The organism is Cryobacterium sp. 10S3, assembly GCF_034344045.1.
Taxonomy (GTDB): domain Bacteria; phylum Actinomycetota; class Actinomycetes; order Actinomycetales; family Microbacteriaceae; genus Cryobacterium; species Cryobacterium glucosi.
This window is the reverse complement of record NZ_CP133773.1, coordinates 3,295,068-3,315,791: the sequence shown is the minus strand read 5'-3', so window position 1 is coordinate 3,315,791 and position 20,724 is coordinate 3,295,068. Positions and strand designations below refer to the sequence as shown.

Here is a 20,724-nt window from a genome sequence, read left to right as displayed (position 1 = left end):
TCGGGGGGGTGGTGTGAGTTCGCATGGCGATCCGGCTGCATAGGGTGGTGGCTCAATTGGTAGAGCAGCGGTCTCCAAAACCGCAGGTTGCAGGTTCGAGTCCTGTCCGCCCTGCAAGTCGGTGGCATTTCCGTCGGCCCATGAAAGGTGTAACAGGTGGCCCGAAAAGTTGTCGACGAACCCAGTGAGGAAATCGTCGCAGACGCACGACTCGCTCGCGACGGCAAACGCGGTCCGTTCGCACGGATGTCCCTGTTCCTGAAGCAGGTGATGGCGGAGCTTCGCAAGGTTGTCACGCCGACCCGCAAGGAACTGCTGAGTTACACGGCTGTCGTGCTGGTCTTCGTAGCGATCATGATGGCGCTGGTTTCCGCCCTCGACTGGGTGTTCGCACTCGTCGTCACGTACGTCTTCGGAACACCAAGCGGCTGACCGGCCGCCGCCAAGGCGGCTGACCGCACGGCCAGGATTCACGGCAACGCTGCGCGGGACACGTCTTCGTGCCCGCGCACTACATAAGGATTGAGATTTAGTGACTGAGACGAATCACGACGACGCCGACTGGGCCACCGCCGCCGAGCAGGCGTCTGACGACGACGAAGCACAGGAAGGCAACGTCCACGAAGCGGAGGAAGAGTCCGTGGAGGCCGCCGAACAGGTGGCCGTCCACGTCTTCGACCCCAGCGTCGGCGTTGAAGACAACCTCGACGCCGCCCTCGACGCCCTCGCCGGCGCGGTCGACCCCGCAGCCGACTCGGAGGTCGACGACGCCCTGGACATCGACTCCGTCGACGAGGCCGAGGCTGCCGCCGAAGCCGTCGACGACGAGGAAGATGTCGACGGCGGCGCGGACACGGCCGATGCAGAAGCCGATGCGGCCGACGCTGCTGACGCATCCGCTGAGCCCGTCGACGAAGACCCATACGCCGAGTTCCGCAAGGAACTCCGCTTCCAGCCCGGCAAGTGGTTCGTCATCCACTCCTACGCCGGCTTCGAGCGTCGCGTGAAGTCGAACATCGAGAACCGCAAGCAGTCGATGGCCATGGAAGATTTCATCTACCAGGTCGAGGTTCCGATGGAAGACGTCGTCGAGATCAAGAACGGCCAGCGCAAGATGGTCACCCGCGTGCGTATCCCCGGATACGTGCTCGTCCGCATGGACCTCAACGAGGACAGCTGGTCCGTCGTCCGGCACACGCCGGGTGTCACCGGCTTCGTCGGCAACGCGCACAACCCGACGCCGCTGCGCTTCGAGGAGGCCTTCGGCATGCTGAAGAGCCTCGTCGAGATCCAGGACGTGCCGTCCGCCAAGGGCGCGGGCACGCACGGCAAGATCGCGACCCGCGCACTGCCCGCCGAGATCGACTACGAAATCGGCGAGACCATCACGATCAAGGAAGGCTCGTTCGCGGGCCTGCCCGGCACGATCAGTGAGATCAAGGCGGAGAGCGGCAAGCTCATCGTCCTCGTCTCCCTGTTCGAGCGTGAGACCCCGGTCGAGCTCAGCTTCGACCAGGTCACCAAGCTTTAGTAAGTTTCCCCACCACCGGGGCCCGTCCGGGCCACCGGGAGAGTTGCCTCACGGCAGCTCGTCATCATAAAAGAAGGAAGAATCATGGCACCGAAGAAGAAGGTTACTGGTCTGATCAAGCTTCAGATCAAGGCCGGCGCCGCAAACCCCGCACCGCCCATCGGGCCGGCACTGGGCCAGCACGGCGTGAACATCATGGAATTCTGCAAGGCATACAACGCCCAGACCGAATCCCAGCGCGGCAACGTCATCCCGGTTGAGATCACCGTGTACGACGACCGTTCCTTCACGTTCATCCTGAAGACCCCGCCCGCAGCGGAGCTCATCAAGAAGGCCGCCGGCGTCACCAAGGGCAGCGGAACCCCGCACACCGTCAAGGTGGCCAAGCTCACCCAGGCGCAGGTCCGCGAGATCGCCGAAGCGAAGATGGTTGACCTCAACGCCAACGACATCGACGCCGCCGCGAAGATCATCGCCGGCACCGCACGCTCCATGGGCGTTACGGTCGAGGCCTAACCTCAACCAGGCATCCGCCACCAGCAGTACGTGGAAGAGCCGGCCAGGCTCGCACCACACTCTCAAATCTTTATATTCAGGAGATTCACATGGCACAGAAGTCAAAGGCCTACCGGGCCGCGGCCGAGAAGATCGAGGCCGACAAGTTCTACACCCCAACCGAGGCCGTCACGCTCGCGCGTGAGACCGGCTCCGCGAACTTCAACTCGACCATCGAGGTCGCATTGAAGCTCGGCGTCGACCCGCGCAAGGCTGACCAGATGGTCCGCGGAACCGTTATTCTTCCTCACGGTACCGGCCGCGTGTCGCGCGTCATCGTCTTCGCAACCGGCCCCGCGGCCGAGGCAGCCATCGCTGCCGGCGCCGACGAGGTCGGTGGCGACGAGCTCATCGAGAAGGTCGCCGCCGGTTACACCGCCTTCGACTCCGCGGTTTCGACCCCGGAGCTCATGGGCAAGGTCGGTCGTCTCGGTAAGGTCCTCGGCCCGCGTGGCCTCATGCCGAACCCGAAGACCGGAACGGTCACGACCGACGTCGCCCGCGCCGTCAACGACATCAAGGGCGGCAAGATCGCGTTCCGCGTCGACAAGCACGCCAACGTGCAGTTCGTCGTCGGCAAGGCATCCTTCACCGCCGAGCAGCTGAACGAGAACATCACGGCAGCACTCGAGGAGATCGTCCGCCTCAAGCCGAGCTCGTCCAAGGGCCGCTACGTCATGAAGGGCGCCGTCTCGACGACCTTCGGTCCCGGCATCCCGCTCGACGTCAACGCCATCTAAGCACCGGCACCAGCACCACAACGAAGGGCCCGTCGCAAGACGGGCCCTTCGTCGTACCCGTCTCGTTCTGGCGACGGTCAGTCAGAGACGGATGTCGGGCGCGGCTTCCCCGGATCGACGACTCCGGGTGCGGCATTGCCCGGATGTGCGCGGAGCAGCGCCGCGACCGCGATCGCATCACCCTCCGGCTGGTGCGAATTCGTGTGCGGCTTCGCGATGAACAGGTAGAGCAGGCCCGCGCCCATCACGACCGCCAGCCCGATCAGCACGATCCAGTCGTCGAGGAAGACCCCCGTCTTGCCGGGCAGCGCCAGCAACACCATCGCGAAGACACCGTAGGCGAGGGCGACCACGTTGACGACGAAGCCGGCCCTGCCGAGGTTGAACGGACCGGCCGGACGCCAGCCCTTGATCCTCTGGCGGAGCGCCGCGAGCACGACGGACTGGAACGCCACGTAGATGCCGATCACCGCGAATGCCGTGATCTGGGTGAGACTGCCGCCCGCGTAGATCAGCAGGCAGAGCGCGAGCGGGATCGAGCAGGCGACGATGAGCGCGTTCACCGGGACGGCGGTGCGCGGACTCACCTTGGACAGCCAGGCGTGGCCGGGGATCATCCCGTCGCGGGCGAAGGAGAACATCAACCGGCTGGCCGCGGCCTGCAGGCTCAGCACGCAGGACAGGAACGCCGTGATCGCGACGACCAGGAAGAGCTTGGCGCCGACGGTTCCGAGCGAGGCCTCGAGGATCGCCGGGATCGGGTCGATGTCGTTGCCGTCGACCACCGCCTGCAGGTCGGGTGCCGCCATCACGTAGCCGCCGAAGGAGAACAGCGCGGAGACCCCGCCGACGAGGATGGTCAGGATCATGGCCCTCGGGATGCCCCTGGCCGGGTTCGCGACCTCCTCGGCCACGTCCCCGCAGGCTTCGAAGCCGTAGAACAGGAACAGTCCGGCGAGTGCCGCACCGAGGAACGCGACGGCGTAGTTGCCGTCGCCCTCGACGCCCATCGTGCTGAAGAAGACGCTGAACTCCTGCTTGCGCTGGAAGATCAGCAGGTAGAGCCCGAGCCCGATCACGCCGATGAGCTCGGCGCCGAGGCCGATCCTGGCGACCCGGCCGAGCATCTTCGTGCCAGAGAAGTTGAACGCGAAGGCGACCAGCAGGAACAGTACCGAGAGGCCAAGCGTGACCTCCTTCGTGACCGGCGCGTCGATCAGGCTGCCGAGGAAGCCGCTGCCGAACTCGGCGACGGCAGTGATCGTGACGAGCATCGCCCAGACGTAGACCCAGGCGGCCATCCAGGCGTATCGCTTGCCCCAGAGCCGGCGGGTCCACGGGTAGATCCCGCCGGCGATCGGGTACTGCGAGACGACCTCGCCGAAGACGAGGGCGACGAGCAGCTGGCCGGCGCCCACGATCAGGATCCAGAAGATCGAGGGCGGCCCGCCCGTGCTGAGGGCGAGCGCGAAGAGGGAGTACACGCCGACGAGCGGCGAGAGGTACGTGAAGCCGAGGGCGAAGTTGGCCCACAGCGACATCGAACGGTGGAAGGAATCCTCGTACCCGAGCACCCTGAGGTGCTCCTGGTCACCGATTCCCCTCGCGGCGGGCGTCTTTCCGGGCTGATCTGCGCTCATCATGACCTTTCGGCTGCGGTGCATCCTGACGTCGTCGGCAGGCTGTGTGTGCCCACCATAGTGACACCATTGCGAGAAAGCTATAGAACCGGATGTTTGCCCCGAAAGGGGTGGATCAGCCGATGTAGCTCATCACGTGCTTGATGCGGGTGTAGTCCTCGAGGCCGTACATCGAGAGGTCCTTGCCGTAGCCGGAGTGCTTGAAGCCGCCGTGCGGCATCTCGGCGACGAGCGGGATGTGCGTGTTGATCCAGACGCAGCCGAAATCGAGGCGCTTGGCCATCCGCATCGCACGCGCGTGGTCCTTCGTCCAGACCGAGGAGGCCAGGCCGTACTGCACGTCGTTCGCCCAGGCGAGCGCCTCGGCCTCGTCGGTGAACTTCTGGGCCGTGATGACCGGTCCGAAGATCTCGTTCTGCACCGCGTCGTCGCCCTGCCGCAGGTTAGAGACGATCGTCGCCTCATGGAAGTAGCCGAGGTCGCCCTGGCGGTGCCCGCCGAGCGCGATGTCGGCGTGGTCGGGCAGGCCCGCGATGACGCCCTGCACCCGGGCGAGCTGGTCGGCGCTCGAGAGGGCGCCGAAGAGGATGCCGTCCTCGCGCGGGCCGCCGGTCCTCGCGTTCACCCGGGCGTACGCCGCGAGTGCTGCAACGAACTCGTCGTGGATTCCGGCCTGGACGAGGACCCGGGTGGCGGCGGTGCAGTCCTGGCCGCCGTTGTAGAACGCGGCCGTCGCGATGCCCTCGACGGCGGCGTCGATGTCGGCGTCGTCGAACACGATCACCGGGGCCTTGCCGCCGAGTTCGAGGTGCACGCGCTTGACGTCGAGCGCCGCGGTGCCCGCGACCTCCATGCCGGCCCGTACGGAACCGGTGATCGACACCATCTGCGGGATCCGGTCGGCGACGAGGGCGCGGCCCGTGGTGCGGTCGCCCATGACGACGTTGAAGACGCCGGCCGGGAAGAACTCCGCGGCGATCTCGGCGAGGAGGAGCGTCGAGACGGGTGTCGAGTCCGAGGGCTTCAGTACGACGGCGTTTCCGGCGGCGAGGGCGGGGGCGATCTTCCAGATCGCCATCATCATCGGGTAGTTCCACGGGGTGACCTGCCCGATCACGCCGATCGGCTCCCGCCGGATGAACGAGGTGTGGTCCTTCAGGTACTCGCCGGCTGACTTGCCCTCGAGCACGCGGGCGGCGCCTGCGAAGAAGCGTACCTGGTCGATCATGACGTCGACCTCGTCGCCGACGAGGCCGGCACGCGGCTTGCCGGTGTTCTCGCTCTCGACGTCCGCGATCTCCTCCGCACGCTCGGACAGGGCATCGGCGAACTTCAGCAGGGCGAGCTGGCGTTCGCCGGGCGTGGTCTCGCCCCACGTCTCGAACGCGGTCGCCGCTGCGGAGTACGCGGACGCGACATCCGCTTCTGTCGACACGGGGGTGCGCGCGTAGACCTCCTCGGTTGCGGGGTTCACGATGTCGAGCTGCTCGCTCGCTGCGGAGGCGACGTACTGCCCGTTGACGAAGTTACGGAGTTCACGGATGGACATGCGCAGGCCTTTCCCAAGCGTCTGGTCGGCGCTGGCCAGGGCCGCGGCGCCCGGGGCGGAGTTCCCCAGAGGCCGACGATACCCTAAATCATCCCAAATGCAATCTTTTATTCCGGTGGGCGCCGGACGATCACATCGAAGGGAATCCCGGGGCAGGGCACCCGGTCATAGCCGGTGAGCGGATGCCCCGGGTTCGGCACGATGTCGCCCGCGGCGAGCGTGGCCTCCGTCGAGATCATGACGCGGCCGACCGCGTTGACGAGGGCGGCGGGCGCGCTGAGTCCGAGCAGGACCGGAAGCAGGGCCTGCTCGAGACGGGTGACCGACACGTCGGCCCCGATCACGCCGACCGTGCCGCCGTCGACCTGCACGGGGAGGGTGAGGGTCACGATGAAATCGAAGGTGCACAGGTGGTCGACGTACGGACCCGTGACGTGCGCCCGCCCGGTGGCTTCCGGCACCCGGTACCACTCCAGGCCGCGGAAGTCGCGCAGGTATTCGGTGTGCACCCGCGCCGCGAGGTCGAGCCGGGTGGGGGAGAGCGTCGTGCCGAGCAGGGGGTTCGACGCGAGCGGGCCGAGCCACCAGGCGAAATGCGCGGGGCGGCCTGGCCGGTAGTCCGCTGTCGCGATGAAGCCGGCGCCGACCAGGAGGGCCGGGGCGCCGTGCGGTGCCGTGCCGTGCGGTGCCGCGCCGTGCTGTGCTGTGCTGTGCTGTGCCGCGTCCCGGTGTGCGGCCGGTTCGGCCTCGCCGAGGAGGGCCGGCACGACGAGCGTCTCCACGAGGGCGTCGAGTTCGGTCGTCGTCGTGAGCGGGACCGCTGCGGCGACCCGGTCCCGCCAGTCCTCGAGCACCGTGAACACGTCGGCGACCGCGGCGCTGACGGCGGCGGCGCAGGCCTGGGGAGCGAGGGGGGCCGGCGTCACGACCGGTGTTTCAGGCGCTGACAGCGGATGCCGCATGGAGCGTTCCTCCCCGTTCGATCCTGGTCTTCGCGGCATGCAGCCACTCGGCGAGTTCGCGCACCTGCCCGGCGACGAGGGTGCGGGCGTGCGGGCCGTCGCCACTCCGGATCGCCGCGACGACGTCCGTGTTGCAGGCAGCGACACTGGCTCGCATCGACGGGTCTGCGAGCCCGAGCAGGAGGAGCGGGCCGAACTCGGCCTGCAGCCGGACCTGTTCGCGCACGAGCCGGGCCGACTGGCTGAGTACCGCGAGTTCGAGGTAGAAGCCGCCTGCATTGGCGCGGGCGCCCGCGTCGCGGTCCCAGTCGGCCTGGGCGAGCCACTCGGAGAGTCGATCGGCATCCTGCGGTGCCGCGCGAAGCGCGGCCCGTTCCGCGCAGCCTTCGATGATCGTGGAGAAGTAGACCGCGAGGTCCGAGAGCTCGACGTGGGCGACGCCGCGGAGCCGGGTGTGCAGGAGCGTCTCGTCCGGGGCATCCGCCTGGATCACGAAACTGCCGCCACCGCGGCCGCGACGGGTCTCGACGAGGCCGGTCTCGCGCAGGATCACGAGGCCCTCGCGGACTGTGATCAGGGCGACACCGAAACGGCGGGCGAGCTCCTGCTCGCTCGGCAGGCGTTCGCCCGACGTGAGGACGCCGAGGATGATGGCATCGGTCAGGCGACGGGCAACCTGCTCGGCGCGGCCGGCCTCGATGAGCTGGGCGAAGATCGCCTCCCGGGCGCCGGGTCGCAGCTGTGCCTCCATAGACTTCAATGTAGCCGACGGTGGCATGCTGGGAACTGTCGGACGGGTGCCGGAACCGAAAACATTCGGTATAGGATCACAACTGCGTCCCGTCGGTGTTGCCGGCCGGACGCGTCGATGGGGACCGAGGTGAGCTGATGCCGCACGAACCGTCGGCCCGCGCACCCCGGCTGAGGGTCGCCGATTTCTCGCGCGTGCTCGCCGGGCCGTATGCCACGATGATGCTCGCCGACTTCGGCGCCGACGTGATCAAGATCGAGAGCCCGGCCGGGGACGACACCCGGCAGTGGTTGCCGCCCACGGATGCCCAGGGCGCGTCCACCTACTTCGGTGCGGTCAACCGCAACAAGCGTTCGGTCGTCTGCGACCTCGGCACCGTCGAGGGACGGGCGGCGGCCTGGCGCCTCGCGACCACGGCGGATGTCGTGGTCGAGAACTTCCGGCCCGGCGTGATGGAGCGGTTCGGCCTCGGCTACGAGGCCGTGCGCGCCGCGAACCCCGGCGTCGTCTACTGCTCGATCACGGGCTTCGGTGCCGGTGCCGGTGCCCGGCTCCCCGGCTACGACCTCCTCGTGCAGGCCGTCGGTGGGCTGATGAGCGTGACCGGCCCGGTCGAGGGGGAGCCGAGCAAAGTCGGCGTCGCCCTCGTGGACGTGCTCGCCGGACTCAACGCGCTCAGCGGCATCCTGCTCGCGCTCCGCGAACGCGATTCCCGGGGCGATGCCGGCGCGGCCGAGGCCACCGGCCCGGGCAGGGCCTCCGGAGGGCGCGTCGAAGTCGACCTCCTGACGACCCTGCTCTCGGCGCTCACCAACCAGGCGGCGGGCACCCTCGCAACCGGGCACTCTCCGGCGCGCCTCGGCAACGCCCACCCGAGCATCGCCCCGTACGAGCTCTTCGCGGCATCCGACCGCGACCTCGTGATCGCCGTCGGCACCGATTCCCAGTTCCGCACGCTCGTGCGCCTCCTCGGCGCACCCGGCCTCGCGACCGACCCGCGATTCCTCGGCAACGCCGACCGGGTGCGGCACCGCGCCGACCTCCGGCCCGCCCTCGAAGCCCTCCTCCGTGCCCATCCCGCGGCGCACTGGGTCGACACGCTCACGGATGCCGGGGTGCCAGCCGGACTCGTCAACTCGATCAGCGAGGCCTTCGCCTTCGCCGAGGGTCTCGGAACCGCGTCCGTCGTCGAGCTCGTCTCGGGTTCGGACCCGCGGCGCGTCAGCCGGCAGGTCGCCAATCCGATCCACCTCGGCGACCGTCCGGCCGGCTACCTGCTGCCTCCGCCCCGGCTCGGCGAACACGCAGGGGCCGACTGGCTCGGGCCGGACGCTCACAGCGCCCCCGGCGCGGCCGCTTCGGCGGAGCCGGCACCGGCACCCGTCCCCGCACCCGCATTCAGGCCCACTCCCGCACCACCCACCGCGCTCCGCCGAACCGAACAGGACCTCTCGTGACCGCATCAGGCCGCCCCACCCCACTCGTCGCCAGCCCCCTCGTCGACTCGGTCTTCGATCTCGACGACCTCCTCGCTCCAGAAGAGGTCGTCTGGTCGCGCAAGGCCCGCGCGTTCGCGACCAACCGCATCCTGCCCACGATCGAGCAGGACTTCGAGGACCGGTTCTTCCGCGCCGAACTCGTCCCCGAACTCGGCGCGGCCGGCTTCCTCGGAATGCACCTCGAGGGCTATGGCTGCGCGGGCGCGAGCGCCGTGAGCTACGGCCTCGTCTGCCTCGAACTCGAGGCCGCCGACAGCGGCTGGCGCACCCTGGTCTCTGTGCAGGGCTCGCTCGCCATGTCGGCGATCCACAAGTACGGGACTGAGGACCAGAAGCAGCGCTGGCTGCCCGGCATGGCCGCCGGCTCCCTCATCGGCTGCTTCGCCCTCACCGAACCGACCGGCGGCAGCGACCCCGCCGCGATGCGAACGACCGCCAGGCGCGAGGGCGACGACTGGGTGCTCACGGGCACGAAGCGCTGGATCGGCCTCGCGAGTGTCGCCGACGTCGCAGTGGTGTGGGCGCAGACGGATGCCGGGGTGCGCGGATTCCTCGTTCCCACCGGGACGGCGGGGTTCACCGCGACACCGATCGCTGGCAAGCTCTCGATGCGCGCGTCCATCCAGTGCGATGTCACCCTCGACGGGGTGCGCCTGCCCGCCGATGCCGTCCTCCCCGGCGCCACGGGGCTCTCCGGCCCGTTCAGTTGCCTGAACGAGGCGAGATTCGGCATCGTCTGGGGCGCGATGGGGGCCGCCAGGAGCTGCCTCGACGCTGCGATCGCCCGGTCGCGCAGTCGTGAGGTGTTCGGCCGCCCGATCGGGGCCATGCAGCTCACCCAGGCCAAACTTGCCGACATGCTCGTCGAGTACGAGAAGGGCGTCCTCCTCGCCCTGCACCTCGGGCGGCTGAAGGAACGCGGCACCCTCTCCCCGGCCCAGATCAGCGTCGGCAAGCTCAACAGCGTGCGCGAGGCCATCCGGATCGCCGGCCTCGCCCGGTCGATCCTCGGCGGCGACGGGGTGACGAACGAATTCCCGGTGATGCGTCACCTCGCCAACCTCGAGTCCGTCCGCACCTACGAGGGCACGGACGAGATCCACCAGCTCGTGATCGGTCGCGCTCTCACGGGGATGCCGGCGTTCTGACCCGGCCAGGGCACCGGCGGGTCGTTTCCGGACGTACCCCCACTTCGCGGCGGGCGGGCCCGCCCGGCCCTTCGCGCCGTCGTCGCCGGAACGCCGTGTGTCATAGTTGAAACACGCGTACGTGGCGACAAGGACATCGGGTGGAAATAGTGTCGGTAACAGGCGGACAGGCCGCATTCGCTTACCTGCGCGGACGCATCCTCTCCGGTGAGATCCCGGGTAACGCCACCCTGCGCGAGCAGGCGCTCGCCGAGGAACTCGGCGTCAGCCGCACCCCGATCCGCGAAGCTCTGCGGAGGCTCGACGAGACCGGCCTCGTCGAGTTCGTGCCGAACAAGGGCGCGACGGTCATCGCCTGGACGACCGAGCAGATGCGCGAGACCTACTACTTGCGGGCCATGCTCGAGAGCCGCGCGGCAGGCCTCGCCGCGGTGCGGATCTCCGACGGCGACCTCGACCGTCTCGCCGAACTGATCACCCTGATGGACGACGTCGTGCTCGCGAAGGACGACGCCGGGATCTCCCGGCTCGGCGAACTCAACGCCGAGTTCCACCGCATCATCGTCACCGCCGCCGCGAACGCCCAGCTCACCCGCCTGACCGTCTCCGTCGGCCGGGTGCCACTGATGGCAAAGGCCTTCCGGCGCGACAGCGGATCTTTCCGCGCGGTGAGCAATCACCATCACCGCGACATCCTGGCCGCCCTCCGCTCGCACGACGCGCTCTGGGCCTCGACGTCCATGCGGTCGCACATCCTGGCCGCACGCAATTCGGTGCAGAGCTGGGACCAGGGCGACGCTTCCGCCGTCACGCCTGGCGCCGCTCAGCCCGCTGACGCCAATCCGCTTGACGCGGAGGCGATCGACGCGGCCGACCTGGCCGACCTGGCCGACTTCACGCCGTAGCGCGCATTCCGGATCTCGGCCACAGACCCCTGCAGGGCGATCCGGCCGTCCTCGACCACCGCGACCCGGTCACAGGTCTCCGCCACGATCTCGAAATCGGTCGATGCGACGAGGAGCGCGAACTCCTTCGCGTGCCAGAGGTCGCGCAGCAGGGTAGCGTGCGCGGCCCGGGCGTCCGGCTCCAGGCCCGCACCGGGGGAGACCGCGATGACGAGGGCCGGGTCGCCGGAGAGGACGGCGGCCAGGACCACCCGGTGGAGGACGACGGGGTCGAGGTCCTGCGGATACTGCCGGGCCCTGGCGGCCGGATCGACGACACCGACCAGGTCGAGCAGGTCGACGATGTGCCGCTTCGCGACGTCCGGGGTGACGCCGATGCGTTTTCGGAGGGCGCCGGCGAGCTGGTTCCTCACCGACCGGGTGCGGTCGAAACTGCTGAGCGGGTCGGCGGGCAGGTAACCGATCACGGTGCCGAGCAGGCGTGCCGCCGGGCTGCGACCGGGTCCGACCAGTTCCACGCCCTCCACGAGGATCGAGCCCGCCGCGATCGCGGCGCCCTCCGGGAGTTCTCCCGCGATCGCGAGCGCCACCGAGATCGCGCCGGCGGCCACGGTTCCGACAAGGCCCAGGGACTCGCCGTGGGAGACCGACAGGGTGATCGCATCCACCGGGGCAAGTGTCGTTGTCGCCGACGAGACGCCGAGCCCGCGCACGTCGAGCACGGAACTCGCCCGGAAGGCGTGCGAAGGCACGGGATCCTCGTCCGGGTGATCGGCGGCGGCCGGGGCAGTGGCCGGTTTCCCGGCTCCGGTCGCCGCGACGGCGAGCTCGGGATCGGGGAAAGGGGTCACGGCCGGGCCAATCATTACGTCTCCCAGTGCTGTATGCAATCTTGACCACATCTTCCGCTAAATTCGCGAGAATGTCGAATCAGCTCCCCGAAATTTCGTCACTTTGCATACACGAATAACGGCCGGTGTGGCGAAACAATCCCGCAACATGAGGCGACTACGCTCCGACCATGGTTGACCTGTTCACCGGCTACGGTGCCACTACGAAGAGTCGGAAACGGACGGGGTCAGCGAGCGCCTGGGACGAGATGTTCCCGGATCCGTCCTCGCTCACTCCGACGGAAACGCGTGCAGCGTACAAGGACGTCTACGGCGCCCTGGCCAGAATGACCCAGGAGGAGCTGCGGGGCCGCACGGCGGCGCTCGCGAGTTCCTACCTCGCCCAGGGCGTCACGTTCGACTTCGCCGGGGAAGAGCGTCCGTTCCCGCTCGACGCCGTTCCTCGGGTGATCGAGCAACCGGAGTGGGTCACCGTCGAGGCCGGCATCAAGCAGCGCGTGCTCGCCCTCGAGGCGTTCCTCGCCGATATCTACGGGCCCCAGGCCGCCGTGCACGACGGCGTCATCCCGGCGAGCCTGATCAGTTCGTCGAACCATTTCCACCGGCAGGCCGCCGGCATCGTCTCGGCAAACAACGTGCGCATCCAGGTCTCCGGCATCGACCTGATCCGCGATGAAAAGGGCGCGTGGCGGGTACTCGAGGACAACGTCCGGGTGCCCAGCGGCGTGAGCTATGTCATCTCCAACCGTCGGGTGATGGCGCAGACGCTCCCCGAACTCTTCGTCTCGATGCGGGTGCGCCCGGTCGGCGACTACCCGAACAAGCTGCTCCAGGCGCTCAGGGCATCCGCCCCCGCCGGGGTCGACGACCCCAATGTCGTCGTGCTCACGCCGGGCGTCTTCAACTCCGCATACTTCGAGCACACCCTGCTCGCCCGGCTTATGGGCGTCGAGCTCGTCGAGGGCCGCGACCTGTTCTGCTCGGGCGGGCGCGTCTGGATGCGCACGACCGCGGGCCCCACCCGGGTCGACGTGATCTACCGCCGGGTCGACGACGAGTTCCTCGACCCGCTCCAGTTCCGCGCGGACTCCCAGCTCGGGTCGCCCGGCATGCTGATGGCGGCCAGGCTCGGGAACGTCACGATCGCCAACGCAGTCGGGAACGGTGTTGCAGACGACAAGCTCGTCTACACCTACCTGCCCGATCTCATCCGCTACTACCTCGGCGAAGACGCGATCATCCCGAACGTCGACACCTGGCGGCTCGAGGATCCCCTCGCGCTCGAAGAGGTGCTCGACCGGCTCGACGAGCTCGTGGTCAAGCCCGTCGACGGGTCGGGGGGCAAGGGCCTCGTGGTAGGGCCCGCCGCGTCGAAGGCGGAGCTCGCGACACTGCGGAAGCAGCTGCTGCGGGACCCGCGCGGCTGGATCGCGCAACCCGTCGTGCAGCTCTCGACCATCCCGACCCTCGTCGAGGACGGCATGAGGCCGCGCCACGCCGACCTGCGCCCCTTCGCCGTGAACGACGGAACGGATGTCTGGGTGCTGCCGGGCGGGCTGACCCGCGTCGCGCTCCCCGAGGGTGAGCTCGTTGTCAACTCGAGCCAGGGCGGCGGGTCGAAGGACACCTGGGTGATCGGGCTCGAACCCGATTTCTACCACGAGTCCTCCGCGCGCAACATCCAGGGCCTCGTGGCCGACCAGGCCGCGAACACCCAGGCGACGGCCGCGGGCACGCACCCCGTCGACCACTCGCCGCAGGACAAACCGCTGGGCAACAGCGACCAGCAGGAGCAACAACAGCAGCAGCAGCAGGGGAGGCAACCGGTGTCCGCAGGGGCGCCGGCGGCATCGAAGTCATCGGCGCAGGAGGACCGGGAATGTTGAGTCGCATTGCAGAAAGCCTGTTCTGGATCGGACGGTACATCGAGCGCAGCGACGGCACCGCCCGCATCCTCGACGTGCACCTCCAGCTTCTGCTCGAGGATCCCTGGATCGAGGAGAACCTCGCCTGCCGGTCGCTCCTCCAGCTGATGGGCAGCCCCGTCCCCGATGAGGGAGAGCTGACCCGCAAGGACGTTCTCGCCACCCTCGCCATGGACCGCACGCATCCGGCTTCGATCGCGTACTCGATCACCTCCGCACGCGAGAACGCCCGTCGTGCGCGGGAGATCGTGCCGACCGAACTCTGGGAGTGCCTCAACACGACGAGCGCGCGGATGCCCCGCAAGGTCGCGAGTGAGAAGACCCACGACTACTTCGCGTGGGTGCGGGAACGCGCCGCGCTCGCCGTCGGGATCGTCGAGGCCGGTGCGAGCCGGGACGACGCCTGGCATTTCTTCACCCTCGGGCGCAGCCTCGAGCAGGCCGACATGACGGCACGCCTCCTCGCGACCCGGTCGCTGACCGAGGCGAGCGGGCCGTCCTGGACGACGATCCTGCGTTCCTGCGGCGCGTACGAGTCCTACCTGCGCACCTACCGCGGAGTGCCTTCTGCCCGGAACGCCGCTGAATACCTGCTGATGGACCGGTTGTTCCCCCGGTCCATCGTCTTCTCCGTTTCGCGCGCCGAACAGTGCCTCCGCGACCTCGAGCCGCGCACAGACCGGGCCGGCGTCACCGGCCAGGCCCAGCGGGTGCTCGGCCAGATCCGCAGCCAACTGGAGTACCGACCGATCATGGACATCCTGAACGACCTGCCGCTGCAGATGATGCGCGTCCAGGACGCGACGAGCACCGCTTCCGAAGCCATCGGCAACCGGTACTTCCCCAAGGGGAACGTTCCGACCTGGACAGGGGAAGCCTCGTGAACCGCCTCCGGATCCGGCACACGACCGGGTACCGCTACAAGGGCGAAGTCGCCGCGTCATACAACGAGGCGCGGATGCTGCCGGTCAGTTCGGTCGACCAGTTCGTGCTGTTCTCGAACCTCGAGATCAGCCCGGCGGCGGGCAACCACTACTACGCCGACTACTGGGGCACCCGGGTCTCCTCGTTCGAGGTGCTGACGCCGCATTCCGAGCTGATCCTCACCGCCAACAGCCTCGTCGAAGTCCGGCCGCGCGAGCACGAGACCCACGAACACAGCTGGGTCGACCTCGCCGCGGACGCCCTGCGCACCTCGACGCTCTTCGAACACTCCCGGCAGACGCGCCTGACGAAACCGCCGATGGACGTTGAGGCGCTCGCCGCCGAGATCGCCGCGCGCCACACGAGCTCCTGCTCGGCCGCCTACGAGATCTGTGCCGCGATCGGCGACCAGATGCAGTACGTCCAGGGTGTCACGGGCGTGCACTCGACCGCCGAGGAGGCCTGGAACGACCGGCGCGGGGTCTGCCAGGACATCACGCACATCGCCCTCGGAGCCCTGCGCTCGGTCGGGATCCCGGCCCGGTACGTCTCCGGCTACCTGCACCCGAAGCCGAACGCCGAGGTCGGCGAGACCGTCACGGGCGAATCCCACGCCTGGGTCGAGTGGTTCTGCGGCGAGTGGCGCGGATTCGACCCGACGAACCTCATCGAGATCGGTGACCGGCACGTCTCCGTCGGCCGCGGCCGTGACTACAACGACGTGCCGCCGCTCCGCGGCGTCTACGCAGGCTCAGCGGGCTCCCAGCTCTTCGTCACGGTCGAGATCACCCGCGAGGCCTGATCGGCCGGGCGGGAACGGCGGGCGCGGGCTGCGGCGACCAGCATGACGGCGAGACCGGCCACGGTGACGACCGCGCCGGCCCAGATCGGCGAGGTGTAGCCGAGGCCCGCGCTGATCGTGAGACCGCCGAGCAGGGCGCCGAGCGCGTTGCCGAGGTTGAAAGCGGCGATGTTCGCGCCGGAGGCGAGCGTGGGCGCCTCGCTCGCGTAGCTCATCACCCGCATCTGCAGGCCGGGGACGGTTGCGAAACCGAACCCGCCGAGGAGGACGAGCGAGGCGATCGTCGCGCCCTGGCTGCCCGCGGTCAGCGCGAAGGCGACGAGGACGACGGCGAGCGCCGCCAGGACGACGATGAGGGTCCGGTCGACGGAACGGTCGGCCGCCTTGCCGCCGAGGACGTTGCCGACGAACAGGCCGACCCCGAAGAGGACGAGTAGCCAGGGCACGCTCGCGGCGGCGAAGCCGCTGACCTCGGTGAGGGTGAAGGCGATGTAGGTGAACGCGCCGAACATGCCCCCGTAGCCGAGCACGGTCACGGCGATCGAGAGCCAGACCTGGCTCGAGCGGAAGGCCCTGAGCTCGCCGCGGAGACCGCCGGCGCCGGCCGTGGCGTGCGCGGTCGCGGGCACGAGCGTCGCGATGCCGACCAGGGCGAGCACGCCGATCGCGGTGATCGCCCAGAAGGTCGCCCGCCAGCCGAGGTTCTGGCCGAGGAGGGTTCCGAACGGCACGCCGAGCACGTTCGCGACGGTGAGGCCCGTGAACATGATCGCGATGGCACCCGCCTTCTTCGTCGGGGCGACCATGTCGGCGGCGAGCACCGAGCCGATGCCGAAGAACGCACCGTGGCAGAGGGCGGCGACGATGCGGCCGAGCATCATGACCGGGTAGGTCGGTGCGAGCGCCGAGATCAGGTTGCCGAGGATGAAAAGCCCCATCAGCGCGATGAGCACGTGCTTGCGTGGCAGCCGGGTGACGGCAGCGGTGAGGCCGAGTGCTCCGATGACCACGCTCAGGGCGTAGCCGGAGATGAGCCAGCCGGCCGCCGCCTCGCTCACGCCGAAATCGGAGGCGAGGTCCGGCAGGAGGCCCATGATGACGAACTCGGTGAGTCCGATGCCGAACCCTCCGAGGGCGAGGGCGAAAAGACCAATGGGCATGCGGGAGACTCCTTGGGGGGCGGAAAACTGTACTTACGCGGTCATACTGCGTACGCTGTTAGTTGCAGGCGCGTCATTAATACTTGCACACGCTAGATAAACGCGCAAGCAACTAGTTTGTCGACGAGGTCGACGGAAATCGGAGTGGACCATGGGCATCGAAGACGACGCCGTCGAGATCCGCGCCCAGGGCTGGCGCACGCTCGCCGCGCTGCACGGCCTCATCGAGGCGGCCCTCGAGCGCGCGCTCCAGGGCGGTGCCGAGCTCTCCGTGATCGAGTTCACGGTGCTCGACGCGCTCAGTCGCCAGCACGGCTGGCACATGCGGATGCAGCAGCTCGCCGGCGCGACCGCGCTCAGCAGCAGCGCAACGACCCGGCTCGTCAACCGGCTCGAGGATCGCGGCCTGCTCACCCGCATCCTCTGCGCCGACGACCGCCGCGGAATCTACACCGAGCTCACCGCGACCGGCCAGGCCCTGCTCGCGGATGTCCGCCCCCTCTACGACGACACACTCGCGACAGCCCTCGCCGAGGCCGAGGCAAAACCCGAACTGGCCCCGCTCGTCGAGGCCCTGCACCGCGTCCCCGACACCGTCCCCGTGGCATAGCTCCTGCAGATTCCGGAAGACCGGATGCCCGACCCCGGAATTCCAAGGAACGTCCGGGCCGGGGTGGAGATCTGCAGGACGATCGGCACCCGCTTCGGTGTGCAGCGGCATCCGCTCAGGGGGTGGGACTCAGAGGCTGGGGGAGTGGGATTCCAGGAACTGGTAGACCTCGGTCTGGTCGACGCCGGGGAAGGTGCCGGTCGGGAGGGCGGCGAGCAGGCTCGTCGGGGTACGCGCGGCCGGCCAGGCCTGGCCCGCCCAGCGCTCGGCGAGTTCGTCGGGGGCGCTGCGGCAGCAGCTCTCGTCCGGGCAACGGGAGACGGCCCGGTTGTTCGTCTCGCGGCCGAGGAACCACTTCGTCTCCGAGAACGGCACGCCGACGCTCACCGAGTACTCACCCTCCTTCGCCTTCGCGATGCGGGAGGTGCACCAGAAGGTGCCGGACGGGGTGTCGGTGTACTGGTACCAGGGGCTGAACCGGTCGGCGACGTCGAAGACCGTGCGGGCGGTCCAGCTGCGGCAGACCGTCGTCCCTTCGACGGCGCCGAGGGCGTCGCTCGGGAACCGCACTGAGTCGTTCTCGTATGCCTTGATGATCGTGCCGGACTCGTGCACCTTCATGAAGTGCACCGGGATGCCGAGCCGGGCCGTCGCGAGGTTCGTGAACCGGTGCGCGGCCGTCTCGTAGGACACCGCGAAGGCGTCGCGGAGATCCTCCATCGAGATGTTGCGCTGCGCCTTGGCCTCGGTCAGAAGTTTCACGGCGTCGTCCTCCGGCAGCAGGATCGCCGCCGTCAGGTAGTTGGTCTCGACCCGCTGCCGGAGAAATTCCGCATAACTTGTCGGCTCCTCGTGCCCGCAGAGTGCGCTCGCGAAGGCCTGGAGGATCGGCGAGCGAGTGTCCCGGGATGCGCTCTGCTCGATCGGCAGGTAGATACGGCCGTTGCGCTTGTCGGTGACCGATCGCGTCGAGTGCGGCAGGTCCGCGACGTAGTGCAGGGAATAGCCGAGGTGCGCGGCCATGTCGGCGACGACCCGCTGCGGCACCGGCCCGCCCCGGTGGCCGACCGCGCCCAGCAGCCCGGCCGCCTGGGCCTCGAGCTCGGGGAAATAGTTGTCCCGCGCGCGCATGATGCCGCGCAGTTCGGCGTTGGCCCGCCGCGCCTCCTCCGGCGTCGCCGCCCGCTCCCGGTGCAGGCGCTCGATCTCGTGGTGCAGGGTGAGGATCGTCTGCAGCGCCTCATCGCTCGTTGACCGGCCAATCCGGATGTGCGGCAGCCCGAGGGCGGTGAAGACCGGCCCCCGCTGGGCCCGTTCCACGGCGATCTCGAGGGCGGCACGCTCCGAGGGCGCCTCCGTCTTGAGCAGCTCGTCGACGGTCGTGCCGAGCGCGGTCGCGATCGTGCGCAGCATCGACAGGCGCGGCTCGCGTTTGCCGTTCTCGATCATCGACACCTGCGACGGCGCCCGCCCGACGGCGGCGGCGAGGGTGTCGAGGGTCATCCTGCGGGAACCCCGCAGTTCACGGATGCGCCGGCCGAGAGTCAGGGCGTCGATCCCGTGCTCGTCGGGTTCCGGCTGGGACAGGGCGGTGCGCAGGGAGGGATCGGCGGTGATCATCGCACCATGTTCACACGGTGCAGAACTTCACGCAAGCAGAAGAACTTCATTTCTTCTGTCATTCCAGGAGGGGTTCGGGTCGCTCAACCACCGCAGAGTAGGTGTCACAGGCAAGCAATGACGCAAACCCAAGGAGACAGCATGACCGAGAACGCAGCCCGCCCCGGCGACCAGACCCAGACCGCCGCCGAACTCGCCCTCGAGTGGGCGGCCGACGCACGCTGGAACGGTATCCGCCGCGACTACACCGCGGAGGATGTCATCAGCCTTCGCGGCTCTGTCCGCGAGGACCGCACTCTCGCCCGCCGCGGCGCCGAGAACCTCTGGAAACTCATCCACCAGAACGGCACGGCGGAGAACCCCGAGTGGGTGCGCGCCCTCGGCGCCCTCACCGGCAACCAGGCCGTGCAGCAGGTGCGCGCCGGCCTCAAGGCGATCTACCTCTCCGGATGGCAGGTCGCCGCCGACGCCAACCTCTCCGGCCAGACCTACCCCGACCAGTCGCTCTACCCCGCGAACTCCGTCCCCTCGGTCGTGCGCCGCATCAACAACGCGCTGCTCCGCGCCGACCAGATCGAGTCGAGCGAAGCAGCCGCGAACGGCGGAACCGGCACCGGCATCGACTGGCTCGCGCCGATCGTCGCCGACGCCGAGGCCGGCTTCGGCGGCCCGCTCAACGCCTACGAGCTCATGCAGTCGATGATCGAGGCCGGAGCGGCCGGCGTGCACTGGGAAGACCAGCTCGCGAGCGAGAAGAAGTGCGGCCACATGGGCGGCAAGGTCCTCGTCCCGACCGGCCAGCACATCCGCACCCTGAACGCCGCCCGTCTCGCAGCGGATGTCGCCGGCGTGCCGACGATCATCATCGCGCGCACCGACTCCCTCGCCGCCACGCTCATCACGAGCGACATCGACGAGCGCGACCAGGAGTTCCTCACCGGCGGGCGCACCGCGGAGGGCTTCTACGACACCCAGAACGGCATCGACGTCGTCATCGCCCGCGGTCTCGCATACGCGCCGTACGCCGACCTGCTCTGGGTCGAGAGCTCGGAGCCCGACCTCGAGCTCGCGCAGCGCTTCGCCGCCGAGATCCACGCGCAGTTCCCCGGCAAGAAGCTCGCATACAACTGCTCGCCCTCGTTCAACTGGAAGTCGCACCTCGACGATGCCCAGATCGAGGCGTTCCAGCGCGAGCTCGCGAAGGCAGGCTACGCCTTCCAGTTCATCACCCTCGCCGGCTTCCACGCCCTCAACCACTCGATGTTCACCCTGGCCAAGGACTACTCCGAACGCCAGATGAGCGCATACGTCGAACTCCAGGAGGCCGAATTCGCCTCCGAGGCAGACGGCTACACCGCCACCCGCCACCAGCGGGAGGTCGGCACCGGCTACTTCGACAAGATCGCCACCGCGCTCAACCCCAACAGCGCGACGCTCGCCCTCGTCGGTTCCACAGAGGCCGAGCAGTTCTAACCCGATTTACGCCCTGACCCGTCTCACCCCGAGCGGATGCGGCCACCCGGCCGGCCGCATCCGCTCACCGCCCCGAACA

General features: G+C 68.8%; 19 protein-coding genes and 1 tRNA gene. 13 read left to right on the top strand and 7 right to left on the bottom strand.

The features are described from left to right. Window positions 1-41 precede the first annotated feature (41 nt). From RHM57_RS15395 to rplA, 5 genes are all read left to right on the top strand, one after another. A tRNA-Trp gene (locus tag RHM57_RS15395) sits at window positions 42-114 on the top strand. Between the two features lie 42 nt (window positions 115-156). Continuing rightward, window positions 157-432, top strand: coding sequence for a preprotein translocase subunit SecE (gene secE / locus RHM57_RS15390; protein ID WP_134446683.1), 276 nt, complete (start codon window positions 157-159; stop codon window positions 430-432). Between the two features lie 100 nt (window positions 433-532). Then, window positions 533-1,531, top strand: coding sequence for a transcription termination/antitermination protein NusG (nusG, locus tag RHM57_RS15385; RefSeq protein ID WP_134446685.1), 999 nt, complete (start codon window positions 533-535; stop codon window positions 1,529-1,531). Window positions 1,532-1,615: 84 nt separating this feature from the next. Continuing rightward, window positions 1,616-2,047: a 50S ribosomal protein L11 gene (gene rplK, locus RHM57_RS15380; protein ID WP_134446687.1), complete on the top strand. Its 432-nt coding sequence runs from the start codon at window positions 1,616-1,618 to the stop codon at window positions 2,045-2,047. An 89-nt stretch (window positions 2,048-2,136) separates the two neighbouring features. Next, window positions 2,137-2,826, top strand: coding sequence for a 50S ribosomal protein L1 (rplA, locus tag RHM57_RS15375; RefSeq protein WP_134446689.1), 690 nt, complete (start codon window positions 2,137-2,139; stop codon window positions 2,824-2,826). A gap of 77 nt (window positions 2,827-2,903) precedes the next feature. Here the strand turns inward: rplA and RHM57_RS15370 are convergent, their stop codons facing one another. From RHM57_RS15370 to RHM57_RS15355, 4 genes are all read right to left on the bottom strand, one after another. After that, the gene (locus tag RHM57_RS15370; RefSeq protein ID WP_241984976.1) at window positions 2,904-4,469 is read right to left on the bottom strand and encodes an APC family permease; all 1,566 of its coding nucleotides are present in this window, start codon (window positions 4,467-4,469) and stop codon (window positions 2,904-2,906) included. A gap of 112 nt (window positions 4,470-4,581) precedes the next feature. Further along, complete coding sequence (locus tag RHM57_RS15365) at window positions 4,582-6,015, bottom strand: aminobutyraldehyde dehydrogenase (RefSeq protein WP_134558073.1); 1,434 nt, start codon at window positions 6,013-6,015, stop codon at window positions 4,582-4,584. A gap of 107 nt (window positions 6,016-6,122) precedes the next feature. Continuing rightward, entirely contained in the window at window positions 6,123-6,941 is an 819-nt protein-coding gene (locus RHM57_RS15360) for a hypothetical protein (RefSeq protein ID WP_322188550.1), read from the bottom strand. 10 nt (window positions 6,942-6,951) lie between these two features. Next, the gene (locus RHM57_RS15355; RefSeq protein WP_322188548.1) at window positions 6,952-7,728 is read right to left on the bottom strand and encodes a FadR/GntR family transcriptional regulator; all 777 of its coding nucleotides are present in this window, start codon (window positions 7,726-7,728) and stop codon (window positions 6,952-6,954) included. Between the two features lie 137 nt (window positions 7,729-7,865). Here RHM57_RS15355 and RHM57_RS15350 point away from each other — a divergent pair, with 137 nt between their 5' ends. The 3 genes from RHM57_RS15350 to RHM57_RS15340 all read left to right on the top strand — a co-directional run bounded on the left by RHM57_RS15350 (window position 7,866) and on the right by RHM57_RS15340 (window position 11,280). Then, the gene (locus RHM57_RS15350) at window positions 7,866-9,185 is read left to right on the top strand and encodes a CoA transferase (RefSeq protein ID WP_322188546.1); all 1,320 of its coding nucleotides are present in this window, start codon (window positions 7,866-7,868) and stop codon (window positions 9,183-9,185) included. Next, window positions 9,182-10,375, top strand: a complete 1,194-nt coding sequence (locus RHM57_RS15345) for an acyl-CoA dehydrogenase family protein (RefSeq protein ID WP_322188544.1) — start codon at window positions 9,182-9,184, stop codon at window positions 10,373-10,375. The genes RHM57_RS15350 and RHM57_RS15345 overlap by 4 nt, the downstream gene beginning before the upstream one ends. Window positions 10,376-10,524: 149 nt before the next feature. Then, the gene (locus tag RHM57_RS15340; protein ID WP_166787284.1) at window positions 10,525-11,280 is read left to right on the top strand and encodes a GntR family transcriptional regulator; all 756 of its coding nucleotides are present in this window, start codon (window positions 10,525-10,527) and stop codon (window positions 11,278-11,280) included. Here RHM57_RS15340 and RHM57_RS15335 read toward each other — a convergent pair. Then, complete coding sequence (locus tag RHM57_RS15335) at window positions 11,199-12,131, bottom strand: ABC transporter ATP-binding protein (RefSeq protein ID WP_166787285.1); 933 nt, start codon at window positions 12,129-12,131, stop codon at window positions 11,199-11,201. The two genes, RHM57_RS15340 and RHM57_RS15335, sit on opposite strands and share 82 nt — an antisense overlap. 170 nt (window positions 12,132-12,301) lie before the next feature. Here RHM57_RS15335 and RHM57_RS15330 point away from each other — a divergent pair, with 170 nt between their 5' ends. From RHM57_RS15330 to RHM57_RS15320, 3 genes are read left to right on the top strand one after another with little or no spacing between them, the layout of a single operon-like run. Next, window positions 12,302-14,017: a circularly permuted type 2 ATP-grasp protein gene (locus tag RHM57_RS15330; protein WP_322188542.1), complete on the top strand. Its 1,716-nt coding sequence runs from the start codon at window positions 12,302-12,304 to the stop codon at window positions 14,015-14,017. Beyond that, window positions 14,011-14,940 carry an alpha-E domain-containing protein gene (locus RHM57_RS15325; RefSeq protein ID WP_134446707.1) on the top strand — a complete coding sequence of 310 codons (930 nt, stop codon included), beginning with the start codon at window positions 14,011-14,013 and terminating at the stop codon, window positions 14,938-14,940. Before RHM57_RS15330 ends, RHM57_RS15325 begins: the two co-directional genes overlap by 7 nt. Then, the gene (locus RHM57_RS15320; RefSeq protein WP_134446709.1) at window positions 14,937-15,782 is read left to right on the top strand and encodes a transglutaminase family protein; all 846 of its coding nucleotides are present in this window, start codon (window positions 14,937-14,939) and stop codon (window positions 15,780-15,782) included. The genes RHM57_RS15325 and RHM57_RS15320 overlap by 4 nt, the downstream gene beginning before the upstream one ends. Here the strand turns inward: RHM57_RS15320 and RHM57_RS15315 are convergent. Further along, window positions 15,722-16,942, bottom strand: a complete 1,221-nt coding sequence (locus RHM57_RS15315) for an MFS transporter (protein ID WP_134446710.1) — start codon at window positions 16,940-16,942, stop codon at window positions 15,722-15,724. The two genes, RHM57_RS15320 and RHM57_RS15315, sit on opposite strands and share 61 nt — an antisense overlap. Before the next feature lie 151 nt (window positions 16,943-17,093). Here RHM57_RS15315 and RHM57_RS15310 point away from each other — a divergent pair, with 151 nt between their 5' ends. Next, window positions 17,094-17,552, top strand: coding sequence for a MarR family winged helix-turn-helix transcriptional regulator (locus tag RHM57_RS15310; protein WP_134446712.1), 459 nt, complete (start codon window positions 17,094-17,096; stop codon window positions 17,550-17,552). Between the two features lie 129 nt (window positions 17,553-17,681). On the opposite strand, the gene RHM57_RS15305 is transcribed toward RHM57_RS15310, so the two are convergent. Then, window positions 17,682-19,172 (bottom strand): helix-turn-helix transcriptional regulator, encoded by a 1,491-nt coding sequence (locus tag RHM57_RS15305; protein ID WP_134446713.1) that lies wholly within the window; start codon window positions 19,170-19,172, stop codon window positions 17,682-17,684. Window positions 19,173-19,313: 141 nt separating this feature from the next. On the opposite strand from RHM57_RS15305, the gene aceA reads away from it, so the two are divergent. After that, entirely contained in the window at window positions 19,314-20,645 is a 1,332-nt protein-coding gene (aceA, locus tag RHM57_RS15300) for an isocitrate lyase (RefSeq protein WP_134558065.1), read from the top strand. The last annotated feature ends 79 nt before the right edge of the window (window positions 20,646-20,724 follow it).